Annotated in this window: 23 protein-coding genes and 1 pseudogene; 17 read left to right on the top strand and 7 right to left on the bottom strand. The window is 51.2% G+C overall.

The features are described from left to right. The first annotated feature begins 85 nt into the window (after positions 1-85). From truA to HC248_RS04655, 7 genes are all read left to right on the top strand, one after another. The gene (gene truA, locus HC248_RS04685) at positions 86-868 is read left to right on the top strand and encodes a tRNA pseudouridine(38-40) synthase TruA (RefSeq protein ID WP_168921495.1); all 783 of its coding nucleotides are present in this window, start codon (positions 86-88) and stop codon (positions 866-868) included. Further along, positions 865-1,557: a phosphoribosylanthranilate isomerase gene (locus HC248_RS04680; RefSeq protein WP_202882419.1), complete on the top strand. Its 693-nt coding sequence runs from the start codon at positions 865-867 to the stop codon at positions 1,555-1,557. Before truA ends, HC248_RS04680 begins: the two co-directional genes overlap by 4 nt. Beyond that, entirely contained in the window at positions 1,535-2,806 is a 1,272-nt protein-coding gene (gene trpB / locus HC248_RS04675; RefSeq protein WP_168921494.1) for a tryptophan synthase subunit beta, read from the top strand. The genes HC248_RS04680 and trpB overlap by 23 nt, the downstream gene beginning before the upstream one ends. Next, on the top strand, positions 2,803-3,633 hold the full coding sequence (trpA, locus tag HC248_RS04670; protein WP_168921493.1) for a tryptophan synthase subunit alpha: 831 nt from the start codon (positions 2,803-2,805) through the stop codon (positions 3,631-3,633). The genes trpB and trpA overlap by 4 nt, the downstream gene beginning before the upstream one ends. Positions 3,634-3,686: 53 nt before the next feature. Then, positions 3,687-4,559 (top strand): acetyl-CoA carboxylase, carboxyltransferase subunit beta, encoded by an 873-nt coding sequence (accD, locus tag HC248_RS04665; RefSeq protein WP_168921492.1) that lies wholly within the window; start codon positions 3,687-3,689, stop codon positions 4,557-4,559. A gap of 128 nt (positions 4,560-4,687) precedes the next feature. Continuing rightward, complete coding sequence (locus tag HC248_RS04660; protein ID WP_168921491.1) at positions 4,688-5,347, top strand: LON peptidase substrate-binding domain-containing protein; 660 nt, start codon at positions 4,688-4,690, stop codon at positions 5,345-5,347. Between the two features lie 140 nt (positions 5,348-5,487). Further along, positions 5,488-6,204, top strand: a complete 717-nt coding sequence (locus HC248_RS04655) for a hypothetical protein (RefSeq protein WP_168921490.1) — start codon at positions 5,488-5,490, stop codon at positions 6,202-6,204. Here the strand turns inward: HC248_RS04655 and HC248_RS04650 are convergent. Continuing rightward, a complete protein-coding gene (locus HC248_RS04650; protein WP_168921489.1) occupies positions 6,195-7,175 on the bottom strand; it encodes an IS30 family transposase in 981 nt (326 codons plus the stop codon). The two genes, HC248_RS04655 and HC248_RS04650, sit on opposite strands and share 10 nt — an antisense overlap. A gap of 184 nt (positions 7,176-7,359) precedes the next feature. On the opposite strand from HC248_RS04650, the gene HC248_RS04645 reads away from it, so the two are divergent. Further along, the gene (locus HC248_RS04645; RefSeq protein ID WP_168921488.1) at positions 7,360-9,345 is read left to right on the top strand and encodes a hypothetical protein; all 1,986 of its coding nucleotides are present in this window, start codon (positions 7,360-7,362) and stop codon (positions 9,343-9,345) included. A 17-nt stretch (positions 9,346-9,362) separates the two neighbouring features. After that, complete coding sequence (locus tag HC248_RS04640; protein WP_168921487.1) at positions 9,363-9,854, top strand: type III secretion system chaperone; 492 nt, start codon at positions 9,363-9,365, stop codon at positions 9,852-9,854. Positions 9,855-9,944: 90 nt separating this feature from the next. Here the strand turns inward: HC248_RS04640 and HC248_RS04635 are convergent, their stop codons facing one another. Next, complete coding sequence (locus HC248_RS04635) at positions 9,945-11,753, bottom strand: polysaccharide biosynthesis protein (RefSeq protein ID WP_168921486.1); 1,809 nt, start codon at positions 11,751-11,753, stop codon at positions 9,945-9,947. Positions 11,754-11,866: 113 nt separating this feature from the next. Between HC248_RS04635 and HC248_RS04630 the strand changes: the two genes are divergently transcribed. Together HC248_RS04630 and lysS are read left to right on the top strand one after the other, a co-directional pair. Beyond that, positions 11,867-12,073: a hypothetical protein gene (locus tag HC248_RS04630; RefSeq protein ID WP_168921485.1), complete on the top strand. Its 207-nt coding sequence runs from the start codon at positions 11,867-11,869 to the stop codon at positions 12,071-12,073. Positions 12,074-12,696: 623 nt separating this feature from the next. Next, positions 12,697-14,235 (top strand): lysine--tRNA ligase, encoded by a 1,539-nt coding sequence (gene lysS, locus HC248_RS04625; RefSeq protein ID WP_168921484.1) that lies wholly within the window; start codon positions 12,697-12,699, stop codon positions 14,233-14,235. A 272-nt stretch (positions 14,236-14,507) separates the two neighbouring features. Here lysS and HC248_RS17455 read toward each other — a convergent pair whose 3' ends face one another. Next, positions 14,508-15,032, bottom strand: coding sequence for a helix-turn-helix transcriptional regulator (locus HC248_RS17455; protein WP_202882418.1), 525 nt, complete (start codon positions 15,030-15,032; stop codon positions 14,508-14,510). Positions 15,033-15,074: 42 nt separating this feature from the next. Beyond that, positions 15,075-15,317, bottom strand: a pseudogene (locus HC248_RS17620) (hypothetical protein); the annotation flags it as partial. Between the two features lie 306 nt (positions 15,318-15,623). Between HC248_RS17620 and HC248_RS04615 the strand changes: the two are divergent. The 4 genes from HC248_RS04615 (at position 15,624) to kce (ending at position 19,351) form a co-directional block, all read left to right on the top strand. Continuing rightward, the gene (locus tag HC248_RS04615) at positions 15,624-16,175 is read left to right on the top strand and encodes a YgjP-like metallopeptidase domain-containing protein (RefSeq protein WP_168921482.1); all 552 of its coding nucleotides are present in this window, start codon (positions 15,624-15,626) and stop codon (positions 16,173-16,175) included. Between the two features lie 182 nt (positions 16,176-16,357). Beyond that, the gene (locus HC248_RS04610; RefSeq protein ID WP_168920958.1) at positions 16,358-17,338 is read left to right on the top strand and encodes an IS30 family transposase; all 981 of its coding nucleotides are present in this window, start codon (positions 16,358-16,360) and stop codon (positions 17,336-17,338) included. Between the two features lie 106 nt (positions 17,339-17,444). After that, positions 17,445-18,377: a 3-hydroxyacyl-CoA dehydrogenase gene (locus HC248_RS04605; RefSeq protein WP_168921481.1), complete on the top strand. Its 933-nt coding sequence runs from the start codon at positions 17,445-17,447 to the stop codon at positions 18,375-18,377. Between the two features lie 41 nt (positions 18,378-18,418). After that, entirely contained in the window at positions 18,419-19,351 is a 933-nt protein-coding gene (kce, locus tag HC248_RS04600) for a 3,5-dioxohexanoate:acetyl-CoA acetone transferase (protein WP_168921480.1), read from the top strand. Positions 19,352-19,367: 16 nt separating this feature from the next. Here kce and HC248_RS04595 read toward each other — a convergent pair whose 3' ends face one another. Further along, positions 19,368-20,309, bottom strand: a complete 942-nt coding sequence (locus HC248_RS04595) for a LysR family transcriptional regulator (protein WP_168921479.1) — start codon at positions 20,307-20,309, stop codon at positions 19,368-19,370. 129 nt (positions 20,310-20,438) lie between these two features. Here HC248_RS04595 and HC248_RS04590 point away from each other — a divergent pair, with 129 nt between their 5' ends. Both HC248_RS04590 and HC248_RS04585 read left to right on the top strand, forming a co-directional pair. Next, the gene (locus tag HC248_RS04590) at positions 20,439-20,885 is read left to right on the top strand and encodes a DMT family transporter (RefSeq protein ID WP_202882417.1); all 447 of its coding nucleotides are present in this window, start codon (positions 20,439-20,441) and stop codon (positions 20,883-20,885) included. Continuing rightward, entirely contained in the window at positions 20,882-21,346 is a 465-nt protein-coding gene (locus tag HC248_RS04585) for a DMT family transporter (protein WP_168921477.1), read from the top strand. Before HC248_RS04590 ends, HC248_RS04585 begins: the two co-directional genes overlap by 4 nt. A gap of 74 nt (positions 21,347-21,420) precedes the next feature. Here the strand turns inward: HC248_RS04585 and HC248_RS04580 are convergent, their stop codons facing one another. Next, entirely contained in the window at positions 21,421-22,740 is a 1,320-nt protein-coding gene (locus tag HC248_RS04580) for an MFS transporter (RefSeq protein WP_168921476.1), read from the bottom strand. A 396-nt stretch (positions 22,741-23,136) separates the two neighbouring features. Further along, positions 23,137-24,621: an amidase gene (locus HC248_RS04575; protein ID WP_168921475.1), complete on the bottom strand. Its 1,485-nt coding sequence runs from the start codon at positions 24,619-24,621 to the stop codon at positions 23,137-23,139. Between the last annotated feature and the right edge of the window lie 150 nt (positions 24,622-24,771).

The raw sequence follows: 24,771 nt of genomic DNA, 5'->3' as shown, positions 1-24,771 counted from the left end.
TGAAACTGTTTTTAATATTTGAAGCTAGGCCTCGGCCGACGCCATCACAACCATCAGCACCATTAGCACAGTCAGGGACAGCAGCATGAGAATCGCGCTAGGCATCAGCTATAGCGGCAGCGCCTACCAAGGCTGGCAAAGCCAGTTATCGGGCAACACAGTACAAGACAAACTCGAACTGGCCTTGGCACGTTTTTCCACCGGGCCAATACGGGTAAACTGCGCCGGACGCACCGACGCCGGGGTACACGCCTTAATGCAAGTGGCCCACTTTGACACCTCGCTGCAGCGCGACATCGCCTCGTGGGTGCGCGGCACAAATAGTTTCTTGCCGCATGACATCGCCGTGCAATGGGCGCGCGAAGTGCCGGACGATTTTCATTGCCGGGGCAGCGCGACATCGCGGCGTTATGCCTACGTGGTGCTGGAGTCGCCAGTGCGGCCCAGCATTGAACGCGGTCGGGTCGGTTGGGTGTTTCGTCCCCTCAACGGACCGGCGATGCAAGAAGCCGCTGCGTTGCTGATAGGTGAGCACGATTTCAGCTCTTTTCGCGCCGCACAATGCCAAGCCAAATCGCCGATTAAAACGATTTCCCGCATAGACATCAGCCAGCGTGCAGGCTACTGGCGCTTTGAATTTGAAGCCAACGCGTTTTTGCATCACATGATTCGCAACATCATGGGCTGCTTAATGGCAGTCGGCCAAGGCGCGCAAGCGCCTGATTGGATTAATCAGGTCCTAGCGGCCAAGCGGCGCGATGCAGCAGCGCCTACCTTCTCACCCGATGGTCTGTATTTTTTAGGCCCACGCTATGAAGACCGTTACGGCTTGCCAGAACGCACAGCCGCCTATGATTGGCTTCCATGACAATTGAACGCACCCGAATCAAAATCTGCGGCCTGACACGCGAGCAAGATGTGGACGCAGTAGTCGCCGCCGGCGCAGACGCTGTTGGCTTCGTGATCTACCCACCTAGCCAGCGCAATGTCAGTGCCGAACGCGCAGCCGAACTGGTTAGCCGACTGCCAGCATTCGTCACCCCAGTACTGCTGTTTGTGAACGAGCCGCTGGAAAACATTCAAGCGGCTTGCCGCTTAATCCCGACGGCAGTGGTGCAATTTCACGGCGACGAAGCGCCAGCAGATTGCCAGCGCCTAGGCCGTCCGTTTATTCGTGCAGCGCGTATTCCCCTAGGTGACGGTGCGGCATTCTTTGATCTCGTAAAATACACACAGGACTTTAAAGCCGCACAGGCCATCTTGCTAGACGCTCATGTCGAGGGTTTTGGTGGCAGCGGAAAAACATTCAATTGGTCACTTCTTCCTCCAAGCGTCAACGCTCACCTCGTTTTGTCTGGTGGATTGACGCATGCAAATGTGATCGATGGCATTTTGCAGGTAAGGCCACGCGCTAAAACGCTGGCCGTTGATGTGAGCTCTGGCGTTGAGATTTCTAAGGGAATCAAATGCCACGAAAAAATCAAACAATTCGTCGCCGCCGTTCGCGCTGCTGACGAGCAACTTGCAAGAAACCATGTACGAATACCAACAACCTGATCTCAAAGGCCATTTTGGCAATTACGGCGGCAGCTTTGTCTCAGAGACACTGACCCACGCAATCAATGAACTAAAAGCTGCTTATGCCAAATATCAGTATGACCCCGAGTTCATCGCTGAATTTAACTACGAACTCAAGCACTTTGTAGGCCGGCCCTCACCTATTTACCACGCAGCTCGCATGAGCCGTGAGCAAGGTGGGGCGCAAATCTACCTCAAACGCGAAGACCTTAACCACACCGGCGCGCACAAGATTAACAACACCATTGGTCAAGCCATGTTGGCTAAGCGCATGGGTAAGCCGCGCATTATTGCCGAGACCGGCGCTGGCCAGCACGGCGTAGCCACTGCGACTATTTGCGCACGTTACGGCTTGGAATGTGTGGTCTACATGGGTAGCGAAGACGTGCTGCGTCAAAGCCCCAACGTCTACCGTATGAAGCTGCTGGGCGCCACAGTAGTGCCTGTCACCAGCGGCAGCAAGACGCTTAAAGACGCGCTAAACGAAGCCATGCGTGACTGGGTTGCCAATGTCGACAACACTTTTTATATCATTGGCACGGTTGCCGGCCCCCATCCCTATCCAATGATGGTCAGAGATTTTCAAAGCGTCATAGGCACGGAATGCATTTCACAAATGCCACTCATGACCGAAGGCAAGCAGCCCGATGCGGTCGTCGCCTGCGTAGGTGGTGGCAGCAATGCCATGGGCATATTTCATCCCTATATCGCCCACGAAAACACCCGTCTCATTGGCGTAGAAGCCGCTGGTGAGGGCATGGACAGTGGTCGACACTCGGCTTCGCTGCAACGCGGCATTCCCGGTGTGCTCCACGGCAACCGTACCTATGTGCTGCAAAATGAAGATGGTCAAGTCACTGAAACGCACAGCGTTAGCGCCGGTCTAGACTACCCCGGCGTAGGCCCAGAACACGCCTTTCTAAAAGACATAGGCCGGGCCGAATACGTGGGCATTACGGATACCGAAGCGCTAGAAGCATTCCACTACCTGTGCAAAGTAGAAGGCATCATCCCCGCGCTTGAGTCAGCCCATGCCGTGGCCTATGCCATGAAGCTAGCCAAAACCATGCGCAGCGACCAGACGATTCTGGTCAACCTCTCTGGCCGCGGCGACAAAGACATAGGCACTATCGCCGACTTGAGCAATGCAGACTTTTACTGCCGCCCCTCCTGCAAGGGCCAATCCGTCAAAGGTGGCCAAGAACAAATCGTGAGACTGGTCAAATGAGCCGCATCCAAGCTACCTTCGCCAAGCTAAAAACTCAGGGCCGCAAGGCCTTGATTCCCTACGTCATCGCTGGCTACCCGTTTGCCGATGTCACACCTGAACTCATGCACGGCATGGTCGCTGGCGGTGCCGATGTGATCGAGCTGGGCGTGCCTTTTTCTGACCCCAGCGCGGACGGCCCAGTGATTCAAAAAGCCGGCGAAAAAGCCCTCAGCATGGGCATAGGCTTGTTACAAGTTTTGCAAATGGTGCGGGAATTCCGCCAAACCAACACCGAGACGCCAGTCGTGCTCATGGGTTACGCCAACCCAGTCGAGCGCTACGATATTCGCCACGCTGTCAAAACCCCATCTGACAAGCCGCAAAGCGCCTTTATCCGCGATGCCGCCGAAGCCGGTGTGGACGGCATGCTAATCGTGGACTACCCGCCAGAAGAGTGCGTGCAGTTTGCCGCTGACTTGCGCGCCAACAACATGGACTTGATCTTTTTGCTAGCGCCCACATCAACCGATGCCCGCATGCAGCAAGTCGCAGAAGTCGCCAGCGGCTATGTCTACTATGTTTCGCTCAAAGGCGTTACCGGTGCTGGCACCTTAGACGTGGATGCCGTGGCTCAAATGTTGCCGCGCATTCGTCAACATGTGAGCGTACCAGTAGGCGTTGGCTTTGGTATTCGCGACGCGCAGACCGCACAATCGATTGGCAAGGTCGCCGATGCAGTGGTTATTGGCAGCAAAATCATCCAGCTGATTGAACACCAGCCGCGTGAGCAAGTCGCCGCAACCGCACGCGACTTTTTGCGTGAAATCCGCCTTGCGCTAGACTAGCCCTAAACGTTTTCAGCGCCTGAGCGGCAAGCATCTCTACAAGGAATCCCTCCATGTCCTGGTTAGAAAAACTTCTACCCCCCAAAATCACCCCCACCAACCCAACCGAGCGCCGCAGCGTGCCCGAAGGGCTGTGGATTAAATGCCCAAGCTGCGAGTCGGTTCTTTATAAGGCCGACTTACAAAAAAATCAGAACGTCTGCCCGCAGTGCAGCCACCACCACCGGATAGGCGCACGCGAGCGGCTAGACGCCTTTCTCGATGCTGAAGGCCGTTACGAGTTAGGCCAAGAAGTTCTACCGGTAGACGCGCTGAAATTCAAAGACAGCCGCAAATACACCGAGCGGCTGAAAGATGCACTAGAAAACACGGGAGAGACTGACGCACTCATAGTCATGGGCGGCTCAGTTCACAACATAGGCGTCGTCGTTGCCTGCTTTGAATTTGACTTCATGGGTGGCAGCATGGGCAGCGTAGTGGGCGAGCGTTTTGTGCGCGGCGTGCATGCCGCCATGGAACAAAAAGTACCTTTTATTTGCTTTACTGCAACCGGCGGTGCACGCATGCAAGAAGGCTTGCTTAGCCTAATGCAAATGGCTAAAACCAATGCCTCACTGACGCGGCTGGCGAAAAAAGGCCTGCCCTACATCAGCGTATTGACCGATCCAACCATGGGCGGCGTAAGCGCTGGTTTTGCCTTTATTGGTGATGTTGTCATTGCCGAGCCCAAGGCCTTGATAGGCTTTGCCGGACCGCGCGTGATTGAGTCCACCGTGCGCGTCAAACTGCCCGAAGGCTTTCAGCGCGCTGAGTTCTTGCAAACCAAAGGTGCGGTTGACTTTATCTGTGACCGCCGCGAGCTGCGTAAAACCATCGCCAGCACACTCGCCATGCTGCAACGCTTGCCAGCCGATGCAGTGAGCTAAAACCGATGGCAGTACAGACGAAAATCTGCTTACTGCCTTGGTATTGACAGGATTTAAGCGAGCGACGCAAACTGAATTTTTAGTCTGTGAGATGATTAAAAATTCACATTCAAACTAGGCATTCATCCATGTCTGAGCCATTAAGTCTCGCATCTCTTCCTTTATTCCCCTTAGGTTCGGTCATGTTTCCGGACGGCTTGCTGCCACTGCAAATATTCGAGGTCCGCTACCTCGACATGATTGGCAAATGCCACAAAGCTGGCGCGCCCTTTGGCGTGGTTGCGCTGACCGAAGGCTCAGAAGTAAAAAAACCCGCCAACACCGGCCCTAGCGGCGACGGCTTTGCCAACGAAGCCTTCTCAATGGTCGGCACGCTGGTCACTATAGACACCTTCTCAATTCCGCAACCAGGCTTGATGATGATCCGTTGCAGCGGCACGCAGCGCTTTAATATCCAGCGCTACGAAAAGCTCAAACACGGTTTGTGGATAGCCGACGTTACGCAAATTGCCAATGACATGCAGGTCGCCATCCCACCCGATCTGCAGGCAACTGCCAACTCCCTAGGCAAGCTGATCAAAAGCCTAAAAGAACGCCAAATACCCGCCGATCAAATGCCTATGCAAGAGCCCTATCAGCTCGACGACTGCGGCTGGGTCGCCAACCGCTGGTGCGAGCTGCTGCCCATGCCCATAGAGCTCAAGCAGCGCTTAATGGAGCTAGACAATCCACTGGTCAGACTCGAACTCGTGAGCGACATCCTAGACCGCACCGGGATTGCGTTTTAAGCCAGCACGCCGGCGACATATGCTGGCTTGATGTTACGAATAAAAGGTGTGCATTCATTGCTGCGGCCCAAGCCCAGCAAAGAATGCGTTAAGTGACGGCAAGTTAGCCGTTATAAATCTTTTATAGGTGGGGTCAGACGATGGACATCGGAAGTTTCAGTCAAGCAATAAGCACTTTTAAAAAGAACCACACAGATCTCGGCAAATCCGTCGTTACGCTAAAAGCCAGTCAGCTAACAATCAATAAGCCGCTCATGCCGCCGAGCCGCTGGACTTCATTCTTGGGGTCTTTGTCGAGCAGCTCAGTATTCGGTAAATGGCGCTCGGTCGCAGATGCCAAAAAAACCTGTGATAACTACCCCGCTGCAGCGCAGGAATATATAGCGAACAACAACGATGTTCGAAGTGGTTTTATCCAAGCACTAAAAGCAAAGCATGGCGACCTGACCAACCTATGTTCGCTGCCACCAATAAACGGCAAACCTTTAAGCGCCAAGACTGTTACAACTACCCTCGCGGCCCTAGACAAAGCCAGTAAAAATTGTGCAGCACAAAACTCCAAACGTATTAATACTATCGCCGATGCCCTCATCAAAGAGATAGTAAAAAAAAGGCCAGTCTCAGCAAAAGACGATACAACATTCCTTAAAAAAACGATTTTAGAAAATTGTAAAAAACAAGCCATCTACACCCAAGGATCAATCAGTGCCAATGAAGTAGAAGCCCAAACCACAAAGGCATTACTGCTGCTCTCAATGCATAAAGAGCTCCAAGAGCTTCCCTTTTTGACCCCCGAAAAATGCGATGACTTTATCGCTAAATCTAATGAAGAAATTACATGGCGGATTCAAGCTTGAAGTGCAACCGTATGCTGATAGGACTCTAACTGTTCCATAAAAACCTGATGCGGCGTTCGATACCCTAAACATTTTCTAGGACGATGATTGAGCCTGTGCATCGCTAAAGCAATGTCATCGTCGGTGATGCAATTAAAGCGCATCCCCTTTGGGAAAAACTGGCGAATCAAACCGTTCATATTCTCGTTCGCCCCACGCTCCCACGAGGCGTATGGATGGGCGAAAAAGAAATCTGCACTCAGCGCAGAAGCTATTCGTTCATGCTGGGCAAATTCCTTGCCGTTATCAGTCGTGAGAGTGTGCACGCAATGAGCGAACGGTTTGAGTAAAGTGATTAACGCGTCCCCTACGGCTTGCGCTGTTTTGAATGGCACGTGGAAAATTATTGAATAGCGAGAGACACGCTCATTAATCGTCACTAGTGCTTGCTTCTGCCCGGCACCAATCACCAGATCAGCCTCCCAGTCGCCAAAGCGCGCACGCTCAAGCACGATGTCGGGTCGCAGTTCTATTGAGACCTGGTGAGAGATGGTGCCGCGCCGTTCACGGCCACTGCTGCGTTTTTTTCGCGTCTTCTGGCAACGCAGTGTTTTATGCAAGGTGCCGCCCGCGCGTTTGTCAGCGTAGATGTACTGGTAAATGCTCTCATAGCTAACACCGGGTTGGTGGCTAGCTTCGAGGTGGCCGCTGATTTGCTCGGGGCTCCAAGCCTCAGCCAACTTTTCCTCCACTACAGCCCATGTCGAGTCAGCAACTCTAGGAATATTGGCGCAGGCAAGTCTACGTTCTTGGGCTTTGTCATTTGCCTGCTTAGGGCGATAGCCTCGTAGACCGCGGTTACGACGCAACTCACGGCTGATGCTCGATTTATCACGGTCCATCATTTTTGCAATTTCACTTTGATTGAAGTTTGCTTTGACGAGGATTGCAATCTGGTAACGTTCGTCACGGGTGAGGTGTGTGTAAATCATTCTGGGCAACTTTGACTTGGTAGTCGGGAAGCTTGGATGCTCTCACATCTCACCCACCCGTACGGTTAATTTCAAAGTTGCACTTCAGACTTGAATCCGCGCATCAAAAATAGAAGCCAACAAGCTTAATAAGGGAAACTCCAAAACGGAATTAAGTGAGAATAAAAAAAATATCCAAGAGGAGATGCAGCCGATTATTAATAAAGCTCTGAAAGAAAATATAAGACAAAACCTTAGAACTGACGCTTTAAAAAGCACTGTTGACACTCATTTCAACAACGCTCTTCAAACACTGAATACGACAGCACCCATTGATAAAGCAGTCATTGCAAGCGAAGTAAAAGCCTTCTTAGAAAGCTTAAGCAATATGAGTGCGGAGGTAATTTCTCAGCAACTATGCGGCAAACCAAACAGTAGAACCTCAGAGATTGTGAGCGCTATAGACAAAACAATTAGCAACACAGTTGAAAAAGCAATTACCGAAAATAATAAATTGCACAACCAAAGTCTTGACCAGCTTCATGACGCCTCGTGCCCACTAAGTGATGCACAAAAAAACTACCTTCAAGAAGTTGGCAAGCAACGTCCACTTAACTTAGAACTAATCCAACGCAGCGTAAACATTGCAGCAACTTTAAAACTAGAAGTTGCAGGTACAGGCATCACAGATGAGCAGCAACTAGAGGTCTTCAAACAAGTCTGTGAATTACCAGACCCTCAGGCAGCGCTGCCGAAAGCGCTTATTCTCAAGCGCACCGAGTCAATGCTAGACGCAGCAAACCCTAATTCAACGATTTCTCAAATAGCGTTAAAAAATGGCGTGTCAGGGCCTGTGATCCAAACCATTAGCAGAGCTATGTTGGAACACGTAAAAGCCGACAATCGATCGACAGCGCCAGGCATATGCCGAGAAATGGAAATAAATCTAACAGCAAAGATTGACGCAGTACTTGGTCAACATGTCATAGCCCTAAAGGCTGTTAATAGCTCAAGCATTTTTTCAGATGAGCAGAAGAAAAAACTAGATGAGATCAGCAAAAATACTCCGCTAAATACGGTGCAGATCGAGCACTACGAAAAACTTACCAAAGCACTAAAAGGTATCAACTCTACAGAAGGAAAATCACAAGCTTCTGAGTCTCAGCAGCCCACGATAATAAATACATTAGAGTCTGCTTTAAACGCCATACAAGAAAACGCCAGGCCGCAATGGATGGCTTTTAGCGTTGGTGTATCAGACATCGGAGCACATGCGCTGATCCAGCAGCTTGTGTTTGTTGCTGTCGCGGGACTTAGTAAAAACGAAGCCAACACTGCACTGGAAAAACTAGGCAGCTCTCTCGTTATAGAACCTAGTCTTGAAGTTGTAAGCCCAACTGCCAATGCAGTTTGGCGCCCTGCAATTGGCAAGATCTTGCAACAGTCGCTGAGAAATCAAAGCCAAAATTCTGCAGAACTAACTGCCACAGACTTTACTTCTTTAACGTTAGTGTCAGCGGCTCAAGCACCAAGCCAACAACTAAGCAGCATGCTCACCAGACAAGACGAAATAGATGTGCGCGGCGTCACCAAAAAAGCTACTACATCTAGTCCAGTCAGCGCTGACTTTAGAGCTGGCGTTGTTTTTTCAAATATGCGAGCCGAAATTTTGAACCACATCAATCGTGATGGGCTAGAAAATGGTTTAAGCGCCACTATGAATAAAGACATCGTACGCTCTCGTTTTAGCATTAATGGTGAACTCATTAATGCAGCGCTCGTTAATGGCGAGAGTGATACACCGGAACTTAAGACAACTATCAAAACAAGTTTTAACTCCAAACTAAAAATCAGCGGCGCAAGCCCAGAGACAATGAAAGCCATCAGCTTTTGTATGAATCAAAACGGTATTAATAGATTTAATGAAGCCTGTACTGTGCAGGCAATGAATGGCTCACTAGCAACTGAATCGTTCAATATTGAGCATGAAGCTTGGCAGCAAGCCGATAACAGTTGGCTAGTACGCAGCAGCTACAGCTTTAAGCCCGCAGTGATAAATAGGGACGGCGTCAACATATTCACCGAAGGCGATGGCATCGGACTCTACTCACTAACCTACCGCATCACACCACAAGCCGGTGATGGAGCACAAATAACATTAGAAGGCTATACCGCAGCCTACGACTTTTAACCCCACAGTCAGCCTGAATGAACAACTACGCAAAAGCTCGCAAACTCATAGAAGGCTTGGCACAAACGCTAACGCTGCAAGGCTTAAAGCTAGACGATGAAAATCACAGCTGCATGTTGTTGTTTGAAGGCGATATTGTTTTAAACATTGAGTACGATGACCCCGAAGGCCGGCTGGTGCTTTCCATTTACTTGGGCGAATTGCCCGACACAGGCGCTGAACCCTTGCTACGCGAACTCATGGGTGCCAATCTTTACTGGCACCGCACCTCTGGCGCCACCTTATGCCTAGAAGAAGAGACGAACGCGGTGATGCTGGTTTATGGCCATAACGTGGGCCAGCTCCAGCCAGACGTTTTTGAAAACATTATTGAAAATTTAATCAAGCAAGCCGAGCATTGGCAACAGCGCATCAAACTAGTCAAAGCTGAGGCGGCCAATTCGATCGCCGGGCAAGCCGCGCATGAAGCGCAATCACCCGGTCGAACTGACGGATTTATTTTTGGTTAAAAAGTAGGTCGGCTAGCAACGCTTGCTAGCATCCCAGTGAGCACAGAAACTTAGAACTCCAAAACGTTGGTCCGCACACTTTTTTCTTAATCACAGCCGCGCCTGATACTCCGGCACATGGCTGCGCAGCCACTGCCGAATGTCGGCACTCGATGGTGCGGCACCGGCATCGTTTACCCAAGCTACTACGCCTTCAATCTGCACGGCTTGCAAGCCATTGCTCTTGGCGATGCGCAGTTTGGCATGTGGTGTGGGCTCCGTGGTTTCGTCGTCTGCGAGTAATTCTTCGTAGAGTTTCTCGCCCGGGCGCAGACCGGTAAAAACCAATGCAATCTCATTTTCAGAGCGGCCAGACAATTTAATCATCAAGCGCGCCAGCTCAGCAATCTTCATGGGCTCACCCATATCCAGCACATATATCTGCCCACTTTTTCCCATCAAACCGGCTTGCAACACCAGCCGCGCAGCCTCAGGAATAGTCATGAAATAACGCACGATGTCGGGATGCGTCACGGTGATGGGCCCGCCTTTGGCGATCTGCTCTGTGAACAGCGGCACTACCGAGCCACTAGAGCCCAGCACATTGCCAAAGCGCACGGAGACAAAGTCAGTCGCAGCAAACTCTCGCGCCACGCTTTGCACCACCAACTCGGCCATGCGTTTGGTCGCACCCATGATATTGGTGGGGTTGACTGCCTTGTCGGTAGAGATCAAAACAAACTTTTTCGCGCCACACAAACCGGCCACGCGTGCGGCGTTCAGCGTGCCCAAAATGTTCGTGCGCACCGCTTCAATTTCATTGTTTGACTCCATCAATGGCACATGCTTATAGGCCGCAGCATGAAAGAAAACCGTGGGCTGATGGCTTTGCACAACCGCTAACAGGCGCTCTGGCTCGCGCACGTTGGCGGTGTAGTAAATGCCTTGCATGTGGGGGTGGGCTTGGCTCAGCTCTTGTTCCAGTTTGTAGACTGCAATCTCAGAAGCATCAATACACACTAGTCGCGCCACACCCAAGCGTGCAATTTGTCGGCAAAGCTCTGAGCCAATCGAGCCGCCCGCGCCTGACACGCAGACTGTTTGTCCAGAGAACAATTCAGCCAGGCCGCGCATATCGAGCTGCACGGCTTCGCGGCCAAGCAAGTCTTCTAGTTCAATTTTGTGCAAACTTGCGCCATCAGCGCGCAGCCAAGCATCAGCGCGCGGCATGGCCAACAGCGTCAAGCCGGCAGGATTAGCTTGCAGCAGCGCGTCCCGGCGCTGTGTTGAACCCGGTGGGCTGGCAAGCAGCACCGTAGTTGCACCTGTAGAGCGAGCAATTTCTGCAATCTCGCTGGCCAAACCAAGTACCGGTATTTGTTGCAAGTAAGCGCCCTGCTCTTTCATCAGCGGTGAGGCAATGCCTACACAATGCCATTGACTTGAGCCCTTGAGAACGCGCAGCGCGCTGGTGGCGTCTTCCAGTGAGCCAATGATGAGCAGTGGTTGGGAGTTAGGTGAGAGTTCTGTATGCTCGGCAAAAGTGCGCCATCCGGCGCGTGCAGCACCTAGCGACAGCACCACTAGCATCGGATGAATTAGAAGCACTGAGCGTGGAAACTGTGGATACCTCATCATCAGCACCGCAGCCACACAAAGTAGACCGCCCAGAAAAACACCCAAGCCTAGCTGGCGTAATTCAGGCAGACCTATGTAGCGCCACACTTGCCTATAGACCCGCGCCAGCACCAAGCCAAGCAGGTAAGCGCCCAACATCAAGGGCATAGACAGCCAGACTAATGGATTGAATTCATCTGGAATGGAAAAATTAAACCGTAACCAAAACGCCAACCACCAGCTAATGCTCAGTAACAAAAAATCCACTAACCAGAAAGGCATTAGTGATTTACGCAGCTGCATAGCTGTCCTTTCGCATCGTCAAAGCGTGGCTCAGATAGCGTGTAGCACGGCTTTGTTGTGACTGGCTTTTGCAGGGAAGCGAATACAGATAGCTAGCGAATTGAAACAAAGTAATGGACGCAGCAACCATGCAAGCATCTGTCGGGAATCCAGTCGCGCGACTGAGCACAACACGGCTCTTAAACTTAAAAACGGACATTTTCAAACCTTTGATAACTTTTGACTTTGTCCAGAAGATAGGGGATGTGGCTAAGCAGATAACCGGAGCAAAGCAAAGCCAGCTGTCGCAGCAACAACTAGCCGACAAGTTTGAGCGGTAACTCAGCGTCAGTACCAAATCCTCAAAACCACTTTGATAATAACCACAGTATCGGCGGTGTCGGCCCTCTTGTATGGCACTTTTGTATGACATTCTTAGATGGTCATCTCAAATGGCACACTCATACAACATATTTAAAAGGCTAGCGTCAAACCAATAATCACTTGACCTGCGTCCGCCACAGCTTTGTCTGAACTTAAGTAATTTTTTAAATCCGCTGATGGCTTTGAACCTCAGCGTCAATTGACCAACGCCTGAGCGTTAAAGTGAACAGGATATATGTGCTTATTAATGACTAATGGCAAGTCCCTAGGTTAAAACGCTGGTGCAGAGATAGCGTTGGAGTCATTTCAATTCAGGATGAAAAGCCAAATTTAAACCGGCTAAAAAACCGCATTAATTTCGGGTATTTCGGTTACCCTTGGCTGCACGCGTCGTGCCACCAGATCGACGGAAAAATCGCCGCAAACTGACGTAGAAAATAGCTTATCTAAGTCAAAACAGAATCATTTGAGGCCCAGAAAACGTCCAAATGCAAAGCGGCTTTTTAAAAACCTAAAATAAAGCCTTCGGGCAAGCCACAGCCTGCCGCCATTTAGCCCCTAACCGCACAAGACCGCCTTCATGACTCATCCAACGCCAGCCGCAGCAGTTCCCGCACCACAAGACGAAAACCAACTGATTATCGAACGGCGCGAAAAGCTCAAGGCCTTGCGCAGCACCGGCATTGCCTTCCCCAACGACATCAAGCCCAGCCACCATGCAGAAGAGCTTTTCGCTCGCTACGCGGAAACCAGCAAGGAAGAGCTGGAAACCTTGGCCATAAAAGTGCATGTCGCCGGTCGCATGATGCTCAAGCGCGTGATGGGCAAAGCCAGCTTTGCAACCCTGCAAGACTCGTCTTTCGGTCCATCTAACGGCCGCATTCAGATTTATATCAACAACGAAGGCGTGGGCGAGCCGGTTCACAGCGACTTTAAACACTGGGATTTGGGCGATATCGTTTCAGCTACCGGCACTTTATTTCGCACCAAGGTCGGCGAATTGTCCATTCATGCCGACGGTCTGCGCTTAATCACCAAAAGCCTGCGCCCCCTGCCAGACAAATTCCACGGCATGGCCGATCAAGAAGTCAAATACCGCCAGCGCTATGTTGACCTGATCATGGACGCCGACGCACGCAAGCGCTTTATGTCGCGCAGCAAGGCCGTCTCCAGCATTCGAGACTTCATGGTCAAGAACGACTTTTTAGAAGTCGAAACTCCCATGCTGCACCCGATTCCCGGCGGCGCCAACGCCAAGCCCTTTAAGACCCATCACAACGCGCTAAACCAGGAAATGTTTTTGCGCATAGCCCCTGAGCTCTACCTCAAGCGACTTATTGTGGGCGGCTTTGAGCGCGTCTTTGAAATCAATCGCAGCTACCGCAACGAAGGCATTAGCGTGCGCCATAACCCCGAGTTCACCATGATGGAGTTCTACGCGGCTTGGTGGAATTACACCGATTTGATGAGTTTTACTGAAGCTTTAATCCGCCACGCAGCAGAAAAAGTGTGTGGCTCAACCCAGCTGACGTATGCCGGCAAACCAGTTGATTTAAGCCAGCCTTTTGAGCGCCTGACGATTCGCGAAGCGATACTCAAACACACACCGGCTGGTGATGGTGTGGACGACAGCGTCTGGCTCACCAACGCCTTGAAAAAACTCGGCGCGAGTGAAGAAAAAGACCGCTTATCAACGCGCAGTTTAGCGAGCTTGCAGGTGATGTATTTTGAAGAAACGGTAGAGGACAAACTCTGGCAGCCGACGTTCATCATGGAACACCCCACCGAGATTTCACCACTAGCCCGCGCCAACGACAGCCGGCCAGAAGTGACCGAGCGCTTTGAGCTCTACATCACCGGCCGCGAATTTGGCAACGGCTTTAGCGAGCTTAACGATGCAGAGGAACAAGCCGCACGCTTTAACGCCCAAGTCGCAGCCAAAGACAGCGGCGACGACGAAGCCATGTTCTACGACCACGACTTTGTACGCGCACTGGAATACGGCATGCCGCCCACCGGTGGCTGCGGCGTTGGCATTGACCGCTTGATGATGCTGCTCACTGATAGCCCTAGCATTAGGGATGTGATTTTGTTTCCGGCTTTAAGGCGTGAGGCTTAAAACTAGCGAGGCGATGTGGGTGATGTTGCGAACGCACACCAGCTGTCGCACAACCCACTCGATGCCGCAACCTAGGTTTAGTCGCGCAGATCTGAGAATGCAATTCACGTCTGAAATCTTTTAGCAGTCAATATTTTCGTTTGAATACACGGCGCGGTAAGTGCCTGTTTGTGGCTTGCGAAAAGGTCAATAGCTAATCAATCAAAAACGGTCAGCAGATTTGTTTTTTTGATGGATTTAAATTTGCACAGAGGCAATAGCTCAGCGCAGATTTAGACGACTAGCGCTTGCACCGCAAGTTGAATTTTGGGTGCGAGTTGCAACGCTTCTTTGGCGATATTAATTTGTTTGGCGACTAAGGCTACATCAAGAATTTTTTGTTCTAGTTTGTAATTGCCTCTGGCTTTTAACCAGTTCAGCACATCTGCCAAATGCCAAACAGAAGCACTACCTTCATGAACTGGCATGGGAAAATTGTTGGCATGTTTAAGCATTAGCTTGCGCATATTTTGCCGACTTAACCCGACAAACTCCGCCACATCTGTAAGCCCAACAAAATCAGGTGCTGTTTCAATCAGCTTAGACGTGGGAATAGCTTGCTTGACATCTTTGAGCGCACTCAAAAGTGCTGCTTGCGCACTCTTCGCATCACGGGTGAATTCCAGCGCAATCCGGCCTGGCTGGCCGACACCCACCAAAGCATCGTCACAGCCGGCAGCACCCAATCGTTCAAGCAGATCGTCGTAGTTGCAATCGTTTTCAGAAAGTAGGTATTTGAGGGTAAATGTATAGTCCATGCTCTTACTACTAGGCCGAGTTAATTTTCGCTTCAATTCGATTTTTTTATGCGTAGAGCAATTGTTTACCACGCGGATTAACCCACTAGCGTGGTTAGCAGGACTTTTGGGAGTATTCCATACGCTTGTGATGCAAAACTCTCCGCATCGACATTCGTCATTGTTATAAGGGCAGTAAATTTCCCCCCAAGCATGACTGCCACCAACTGATACACGCCACCCGTTATTTTCTGCATGTTTAACTGCATCTTCTATTTCTTTTTTCGGGTGTTTTGTGCGACTCATTCATAGTCTTCAGCATAAATATGTTTTAAAAGTTGTCAACTGACAACTATAAATATTTAAAGCAAAGTCACTATTGATTTTGAACAATTTAATATTTCAACGCAAGCATGTGCAAACAGCGTTAAGTTGCAAGATTAAATATGAGCAGCGCATCTGCTGCCGGTACTTGGCTTACTCTAGCGATTAAGTCAAAGTACAGCTCCAAAAATTTCAAGCCTTGAACCTTAACGTAATCCCGACCTCAAACCGAATATCGACAATATTTTCACCAAAGCCAATAGTGTTATGGTGATCCATCGTTTAATCATGAAATACCTCAGCGCCTACCCCCAAAACCTACAGACTCAAGTCCAGCAATTGCAAGACCAAGGCAAGCTGGGCGCGATGCTGCTTAAAAAATATCCGCAAGCCCACGGCGTGCGTACCGACAAAGCTTTGTACGACTACGTGATGACGCTAAAAAACGAATTTTTGCGTAGCTCTGAGCCGCTCTCCAAAATTGCCTACGACAACCGCTTGCAAGTCATCGCCCATGCATTGGGCACCCACACCACCATCTCCAGAGTGCAAGGCAACAAACTAAAAGCCAAACGTGAAATACGCGTGGCTTCGCTGTTTAAAGAAGCACCGCTAGAATTTTTAAAAATGATTACCGTGCACGAGTTAGCCCATATTAAAGAAAAGGGCCACGATAAAAACTTCTACAAACTCTGCACCTATATGGAGCCCGAGTACCACCAATACGAGTTTGATTTACGGGTCTACCTCACACATATGGATGTCTCAGGCAAGCTGGCCTGGGCGGGTTTAACAGCTGCGCCAGACGCAGTAAATACAACGAATGCAGCGCCAAGCTGAGCGAAATAAAAGCGCCGGGTGAGCAGCAATAACTGATCACTAATCGCAGGGTAACTACTCACAGATAGCGTAATAAAAGTCCGCGGATTCAAGTCTGAAGTGCAACTTTGAAATTAACCGTACGGGTGGGTGAGATGTGAGAGCATCCAAGCTTCCCGACTACCAAGTCAAAGTTGCCCAGAATGATTTACACACACCTCACCCGTGACGAACGTTACCAGATTGCAATCCTCGTCAAAGCAAACTTCAATCAAAGTGAAATTGCAAAAATGATGGACCGTGATAAATCGAGCATCAGCCGTGAGTTGCGTCGTAACCGCGGTCTACGAGGCTATCGCCCTAAGCAGGCAAATGACAAAGCCCAAGAACGTAGACTTGCCTGCGCCAACAGTCCTAGAGTTGCTGACTCGACATGGGCTGTAGTGGAGGAAAAGTTGGCTGAGGCTTGGAGCCCCGAACAAATCAGCGGCCACCTCGAAGCTCGATGCCAACCCGGTGTTAGCTATGAGAGCATTTACCAGTACATCTACGCTGACAAACGCGCGGGCGGCAGCTTGCATAAAACACTGCGTTGCCAGAAGACGCGAAAAAAACGCAGCAGCGGCCGTGAACGGCGCGGCACCATCTCTCGCCAGGTCTCAATAGAACTGCGACCCGCCATCGTGCTTGAGCGTGCGCGCTTTGGCGACTGGGAGGCTGATCTGGTGATTGGTGCCGGGCAGAAGCAAGCCCTAGTGACGATTAACGAGCGTGTCTCTCGGTATTCAATAATTTTCCACGTGCCATTCAAAACAGCGCAAGCCGTAGGGGACGCGTTAATCACTTTACTTAAACCATTCGCTCATTGCGTGCACACACTCACGACAGATAACGGCAAGGAATTTTCTCAGCATGAACGAATAGCTTCTGCGCTGAGTGCAGATTTCTTTTTCGCCCATCCATACGCCTCGTGGGAGCGTGGGGCAAACGAGAATATGAACGGTTTGATTCGCCAGTTTTTCCCAAAGGGGATGCGCTTTAATTGCATCACCGACGATGACATTGCTTTAGCGATGCACAGGCTCAATCATCGTCCTAGAAAATGTTTAGGGTATCGAACGCCGCATCAGGTTTTTATGGAACAGTTAGAGTCCTATCAGCATACGGTTGCACTTCAAGCTTGAATCCGCCGTCCCTAAAAAACGAATCAAACTTGATTTGACCAGTCCCTGACCAGAATTTAGCGTACTGCGTTAAGGTCTAAGCTTTGGCAACAAAGGGACAAACCACATGAACGAAAAAATTGCCATCATTGGCGCCGGCTTAATCGGCCGTGCTTGGGCGATTGTGTTTGCACGCGCGGGCTGCGAGGTAGGGCTTTACGACGCCGCACCACAAGCGCTGCTTGACTGCCAAGCATTGCTGCTAGAGAACATCAGCGACTTAGCCGAACACGGCTTAATTGAAGAAGCGCCGGCTAGTGTGTTGGCGCGTATTCGCATCGCAAGCAGTTTGGCTGAAGCGGTTCAAGGCGCTGCGCTGGTGCAAGAAAACATACGCGAAACGATTGAAGCTAAGCGCGAAATATTTGCTGCGCTTGATGCGCTTTGTGGGCCGGAGACGATTTTGGCTAGCTCAACCTCATGGTTAATGGCGTCAGAGTTTTCTGCCGATTTAGCCGGAAAGGGCCGCATCTTAGTGGGCCATCCGGTCAACCCGCCCTACCTCGTGCCTTTGGTTGAAATTGCGCCAGCGCCTTGGACTTCAGAGGCGGCTGTGCAGCGAGCCCACGACCTCTACAGCCGAGCGGGCCAAACACCGGTACTGCTGAAAAAAGAGATCACCGGCTTTTTGCTCAACCGCATTCAAGGCGCGGTGCTTAACGAGGCACTCAATTTATATGCCGAGGGTTACGCCTCAGCAGCCGATCTGGACAAGGTCATGAAAGACGGTCTGGGTCTGCGTTGGGCTTTTATGGGGCCGTTTGAAACCATTGATTTAAATGCGCCCGGCGGCGTGATTGACTATGCCCAGCGTTATGGGCCGACCTATAAAAATGTCGCCAAAGCGCAGTTGCCAAACGAATGGGAAAACGCAGTGCTGCTAAAGCTTGAAGCTGAACGGCGCTCAGAGTTATCAGCCGCCGAATTGGCGGAACGCACGCGCTGGCGCGACAACCGGCTAATGGCTTTGGTGGCGCACAAACGCAATCAGACAAACTAAAACCAAACTTATTTTTTAATAAAAAACCAAGGAGACAAGCCGTGAAGAAATCTAAAAAAGTCATTATTACTTGCGCAGTAACCGGTGCCATACATACGCCGTCAATGTCGCCCTACCTGCCCATTACCAGTGAAGAAATCGCCGCCGCGGCGATTGGTGCGGCCCAAGCCGGTGCCGCCATTGTGCATTTACATGCACGCAAACTAGAAGACGGCTCACCCTCACAAGACCCGGCGTTATTCAAAGACTTTTTGCCGCAGATAAAAGCCGCCACCGATGTAGTCATCAACATCACCACAGGCGGCGCACCGACTATGCAGGTTGCTGAACGCTTGGTGCCTGTGCATACCTACAAGCCAGAAGTTGCATCACTCAACATGGGTTCTATGAACTTCGGTTTGTACGGCATGTTGGAGCGGTTTAAAAACTTCAAATACGATTGGGAAATTCCCTATTTGGCCAACAGCGATGACAGAGTATTTAAAAATACTTTCAAAGACATCGCGCATATTTTGGAGAGCTGCGCTGACAACGGCACGCGCTTTGAAATCGAATGCTACGACATAGGTCACCTCTACACCGCCGCCCACTTCATTGAACGCGGCTTGATCAAGCCGCCGTTTTTAATTCAATCGGTGTTTGGATTGCTGGGCGGGATTGGCCCTCATCCCGAGGACGTAGCCCACATGAAGCGCACGGCGGACCGGCTGTTTGGTGACGATTACGTTTGGTCAGTGCTGGGCGCAGGTCGCAACCAAATGCCTATCGCTGCGCAGTCGCTGGCCATGGGCGGCAATCTGCGGGTTGGGCTGGAAGATTCGCTCTGGGACGGCCCGGGACAATTGGCAAAAACCAATGCCGATCAAGTCAAGCGCGCCGTCGCCATGATTCATGCGTTAAGCCTGGAAGTCGCTACGCCGGATGAGGCGCGTGAGATTTTGAACCTCAAGGGCCGCGACAACGTGAATTTTTAAGCCCAGCAACTACAAGCTAAAAACCGCCCACATCCCAGTAAGCGGGCGAGCCGTATTTAGCGACAAAAAAGTCAATCACGGCTCTAACCTTGAGCGAGAGATGACGCCCACCGGGATAAAGCGCTGCGATTTGTTGCTGCTCTAGGCTGTTGGATACCGCGTAGTCTGGCAGCACCGTCACCAGAGAGCCATCACGCAAAGCTTGAGCGATCAACCAAGTTGGAAACATCACCAAGCCCATGCCGTCTAACGCTGCTTGGGTAAGGGTTTTTGCGTTATTGCCTTGCAACGGTCCGCGCAACGCGTGCGCCGTCCAGTCTTGACCGGGATAGCGAAAAAACCAACGCTGCGGTCCATGGTCGCCCTTAAAAATTAAGCATTGATGCTGCTGTAATTGTTCCGGTGTTAGCGGCACGCCAGCCTTAGCGAGATAGGTCGGGCTGGCCGCGAGCCTATAGTTTTGTGCCGCTAAGATTCGGCCCTGCATGCCCGAATCATTGAGCACGCCAATTCGAAACAACAAATCTTCTGCCGCCAGCAATGGGTCTACGAAGCTGTCGGTCTGCTGCAAATCTATGCTCAATTGCGGATAGAGCTGGCACAGTTCAGCCAGATGCGGCGCGATATGGAGTTGTCCAAAAGCCAGCGGCGCATTGATACGTATCTGACCGCTGGGCTGATTAGCCTGCTCTTGCAAGGCCAGCCCCGCCTCAGCCAGTTGCGCCAACACTTTGCGCGCGTGAAAGCCCAGCAAGCGACCCGCCTCAGTGGCATTGACCGCGCGCGTATGCCGGTAAAAAAGCTGCTGACCCAAGGCCGCCTCCATCTGCTGAATTTGACGTGAGATGGAGGACGGAGAAATACCCTCTTGACGTGCCACCTCAGAAAAGCTGCCGTGGTTCAAGACCGCCACAAACAAGCGCAAAGTCTTGATGCTCAAGTCATTAAATTTATCCAAAGTACGACTCCATTGATGCAATTTCCTCACAAGTGTTATGGCGATTGTGCCGTTTATTCATATGACGAAAGCGATCAGAATCGACCTCTTGCCAGTTATTTAATTGTTTTGTAAGTCAGGATGTTCTTTGTGAGTTTGAATTTTTTACTTTTACCCTTGGTAATATTTGCCGGTATGGGCTTGTCGGTCGAGGCCGGTTTACTCGGCCCGCTTGGCAACGACGTTGGTCACCTCTGGGCGACGCTGAGCATCTTCGGCGTAGGTAGCGCCTTACTCGGTTTGCTGCTGCTGTTTTTTGGACCCAAAGACGGGCCAGCTTTTAAAGAGTTACCGCGCTGGCAACTATTAGGTGGCCTGCTCGGCCCTATTTATGTGGTGGTACTGACAGTGGCCACACCCTATATCGGCATTGGTATGACCATGGTTGCCATACTCTCGGGCCAAGTCGGCGCGAGTTTGTTGATTGACCACTTCGGCTGGCTAGGCACGGCACATAAGCGGGTCGGGCCTGAGCGCTTGCTGGCGCTGGCACTCATCGTCGCCGCATTGGTGTTAATTGCAGGCGGTGCGCAATGAGCGAATTAATTCTCACCGCACTAGTGGTTGCTGCCGGCGTGGCACTGAGCATTCAAGCCGCCATCAATGGCCGTCTTGGCCAGCGAGTCGGCGTACTACGCTCTAGCTTTTTAACTTTTATAGTCGGCGCGGTCATCACTGCGCTACTGGTTTTCTTTTTTGAACCACCGCATGCCGAAAATCTGCTGAGCGTGCCGAAATGGCAGTTAATGGGCGCGCTGTTTGGCGTGGTCTACATGGTCTCAATGGTGGCAGCTGTGCCGCGTATTGGCACGGCAGCCGCGACTGTGACCGCAATTGTCGGCCAGCTTGGCATGAGCATGCTGATAGATAATTTTGGCTGGTTGGGCAACCCTGCGATTGCACTGTCGGACAGCCGGATCGCCGCCATGGTTTGTCTGAGCTTGGCATTGGTACTGATTTACCGCAGCAATAAAAGTGCAAAAAAAGCCGCTCAATAAAGCATAAAAAAAAAACGGATCAGTTTTTAGCTGATCCGTTTTAAGGTTTTATTAACTGAGGTTTAGGTTGACGGTTACTTTTTCTCAGCTATCGACTTGGCGGAAATACTCAGCGTCAGCAAAGCACCCACGACTAAGGAAGCCGCCAGCATATACATGCCAGCGTCAGTGCTCTGGGTACGGGTCTTGATCACGCCAATCAAAAATGGGCTGACGAAACCGGCTAAATTACCCAGCGAGTTAATCAGCGCAATGCCGGCCGCGGCCGCTGTACCGCGCAAGAATGCAGTTGGCAAACTCCAAAACAATGGCAGCGAGGTCAAAATTCCAAAGGTGCCCAGACTTAGTGCGGCCATGGAAAGCACTGCATTGCCGTGCAGCAGCACACTTAAAATTAAACCGATAGCGCCCAGCACAGCCGGGATGGCCACATGCCAGCGGCGCTCGCTGTGCTTGTCGGCGCTGCGGCTAACCAAGACCATGCCAACGACTGCTACTGCATAGGGAATCGCAGACAGCAAACCAATATCCAGCGCGCCAGCAACACCCATGCCTTTGATCAAACTAGGCAACCAAAAGCCAATCCCATACAGACCCATGACGAAGCAGAAATAAATCAGTGCAAAGCGCCAAATCATCAAGCTGGTGAAAATTTTCTTAATCGAGTGATCTTGCTTGTCTTGACCATCAGCATCAATGCGGTCTTGCAAAATTTTCTTTTCACGCGGGTTAAGCCATTTCGCATGTGAAATGCCATCGGTCATCAACACCAAGACCAGCACGCCCATGATGACGGAAGGAACTGCTTCGACCACAAACAACCACTGCCAGCCGGCGTAGCCCATGGTGCCGTCCATACTCTGCAAAATCCAACCCGATAACGGTCCACCCACCACACCGGCCAGCGGAATAGCGGTCATAAATAGTGTGGTGATTTTTCCGCGGCGGTCAGCGGGAAACCAGTAAGTGATATACAAAATAATGCCGGGGAAAAATCCCGCTTCAGCAATACCGAGCAAAAAACGCAATATATAAAAAGACCATTCACTGGTCACAAACATCATGCAACCCGAGATCACGCCCCAAGTAATCATGATTCGCGCAATCCAGCGGCGCGCGCCAACCTTATGCAAGATGATGTTGCTAGGCACTTCAAAAAGAAAATAACCCACGAAGAAAATACCCGCGCCTAAACCGTAGACTGCCTCACTCAAATTGAGGTCTGAGAGCATGGTTAGTTTGGCGAAACCAACGTTAACCCGGTCTAGGTAGGCGACGATGTAGCAAAGAAAAAGAAACGGAATTAGTCGCCATGTAACTTTGGCGTAGACCGCGGAGACTTCAGCGGAATCTTCGTGGCCTGTGTTGCCCTTGTGGCTAGCGCCAGCACTCATAAATCGATACCTCTTGTTGTAAGAATAAGCCGGGAGGCTAACACAAGGTATGCATACTTATTATTCATCAACAGACAGATGCACTCAGTTTGAGTAAATATTTTTGTATTCCTACCCGTGCACTTTTATTTAACAAGCATGGCGACAAATACAAATAGGTCGATATGCTGTTTGGGGTTGGGCGCGCATGTAGCCTTACGCACTGGGCCTCTCTCCATGGGATCGTCTGACGCACGTCAAACGCCTGCTCGACGAAATCAGCGACAGGCCTGCAGCGCAGCGCGACTAAGCACTCAGGTCACGCTTTAATTTAAAGCCGAAATGGACGCAGACGCGCTCAAAGCCATGTTTCCACAAAATGCGCGGCTGCACTTCAAGCTTGAATCCGCGCCTGATTTATTGCGCTGAAAAAGTAGACTCCGCTGGCCTGCGCGCCAGCAAGTCTTGCGCGACTGCTTCGTAAGCATGGGCTAATTGCAATACAGACATATCACCACGCGGCCGACCTATGATTTGCATACCCATTGGCAAGCCTTGCGCGTTAAAGCCTACCGGCACATTAATGCAAGGCAGGCCGGCAAAAGTCGCGTAAATCACCACTTCCATCCAGCGGTGATAGCTGTCCATCTCACGCTCACCAATACGCTTTGGCCAGTGTTGGCTAACTTCAAACGGCCAGACTTGAGCAGTTGGTAAAACCAAAAAGTCATGGCGTACAAACAACTTGCACATATGGTTGTAAAAAGCTGTGCGTTGGGCGCTGGCCGCTAACAACTGTGCGGCGCTCAATTCGCCAGCTTGACCGCACTCCCACAAAGCCTCGGGTTTTAACAAAGCGCGTTGCTCAGCCGTTTGCGTAAACGGCAGTAAGCGCGATGCCACCAGTGCGCGCCGCCACACCAGCCAGGCTTGCCAAATCGGCGCAGGCGCCGTGCCTAAAGGCAAACTATCCACCACACAGCCAATGCCCTCTAAGCGATTCAAACCGCTTTTACAACTGTCTAAAATGCCATCTTCCATAGCCAGATAGCCATCAAGGTCACCCAACCAACCGATGCGCCAAGGCTGAGCCGGTCCGGCAATAGGCGCGCTGTATTGCCGACCATCACTGCCTAAGGACAGCGGCGCGCGGGTGTCGTAACCGGCCTGAATACTCAGCAGCATGGCGATGTCGCGTACGCTGCGTCCCATCGGCCCTTCGGTCGATAGCTGGGCAATATACGCATCTGACGCCGGCCAAGACGGCACCCTGCCCTGACTAGGCCGCATACCAAAAACATTATTCCAAGCCGCAGGATTGCGCAGGCTGCCCATGAAGTCACTGCCATCGGCCACTGGTAACAGGCGACACGCTAAGGCCACGGCCGCACCACCACTACTGCCACCAGCGGTTTTTCCTAAATCATAGGGATTGCGGGTCGCCCCAAACAGCGGGTTAAAAGTGTGTGAGCCAAGTCCAAACTCGGGCGTATTGGTCTTACCAATCACTATGCAGCCGGCGGCTTTCATGCGCTCGACCATCAAACAGTCTTGACTAGGAATATTATTTTTTAGCAGCGGCGAGCCCTGCGTCATAGGTATGCCGGCGACCATGGCAAGGTCTTTAATGGCCTGCGGCATGCCGTGCATCCAGCCCATGCTGTGACCATTGGCGAGCTGCGCGTCGCGCACATCCGCCTGTGCTAACAAGCTATCCGCATCTTGTAAATTAATGATGGCATTGACGTGAGGATTGACCCGCGCGATACGGTCTAGATAAGCCTGCATAACCTCGCGGCAAGACACGGCCTTAGCATGAATGGCCTCGGACAGCGCATCAGCGCCCAAGTCGGTGATGGTATTTGAGCCAGCGTTGACGTCAATTAATTTTGATAAATGCATGGCACTCTTATACGTCTAATCGCTAGCGAAATATTTTGCTGGCATCACGCAGAGAAAAGTTAGCGCAGAGCAGCAAAAGCATGCAGACGTTAAGATGATTTTTAACACCGGCCAATCGGCTCGGTAGCTGTCCGCACCAATAAACGCGGC

The sequence above is a fragment of the Polaromonas vacuolata genome (assembly GCF_012584515.1).
GTDB classification, from domain to species: domain Bacteria; phylum Pseudomonadota; class Gammaproteobacteria; order Burkholderiales; family Burkholderiaceae_C; genus Polaromonas; species Polaromonas vacuolata.
This window is presented reverse-complemented; position numbering and strand designations above follow the sequence as displayed.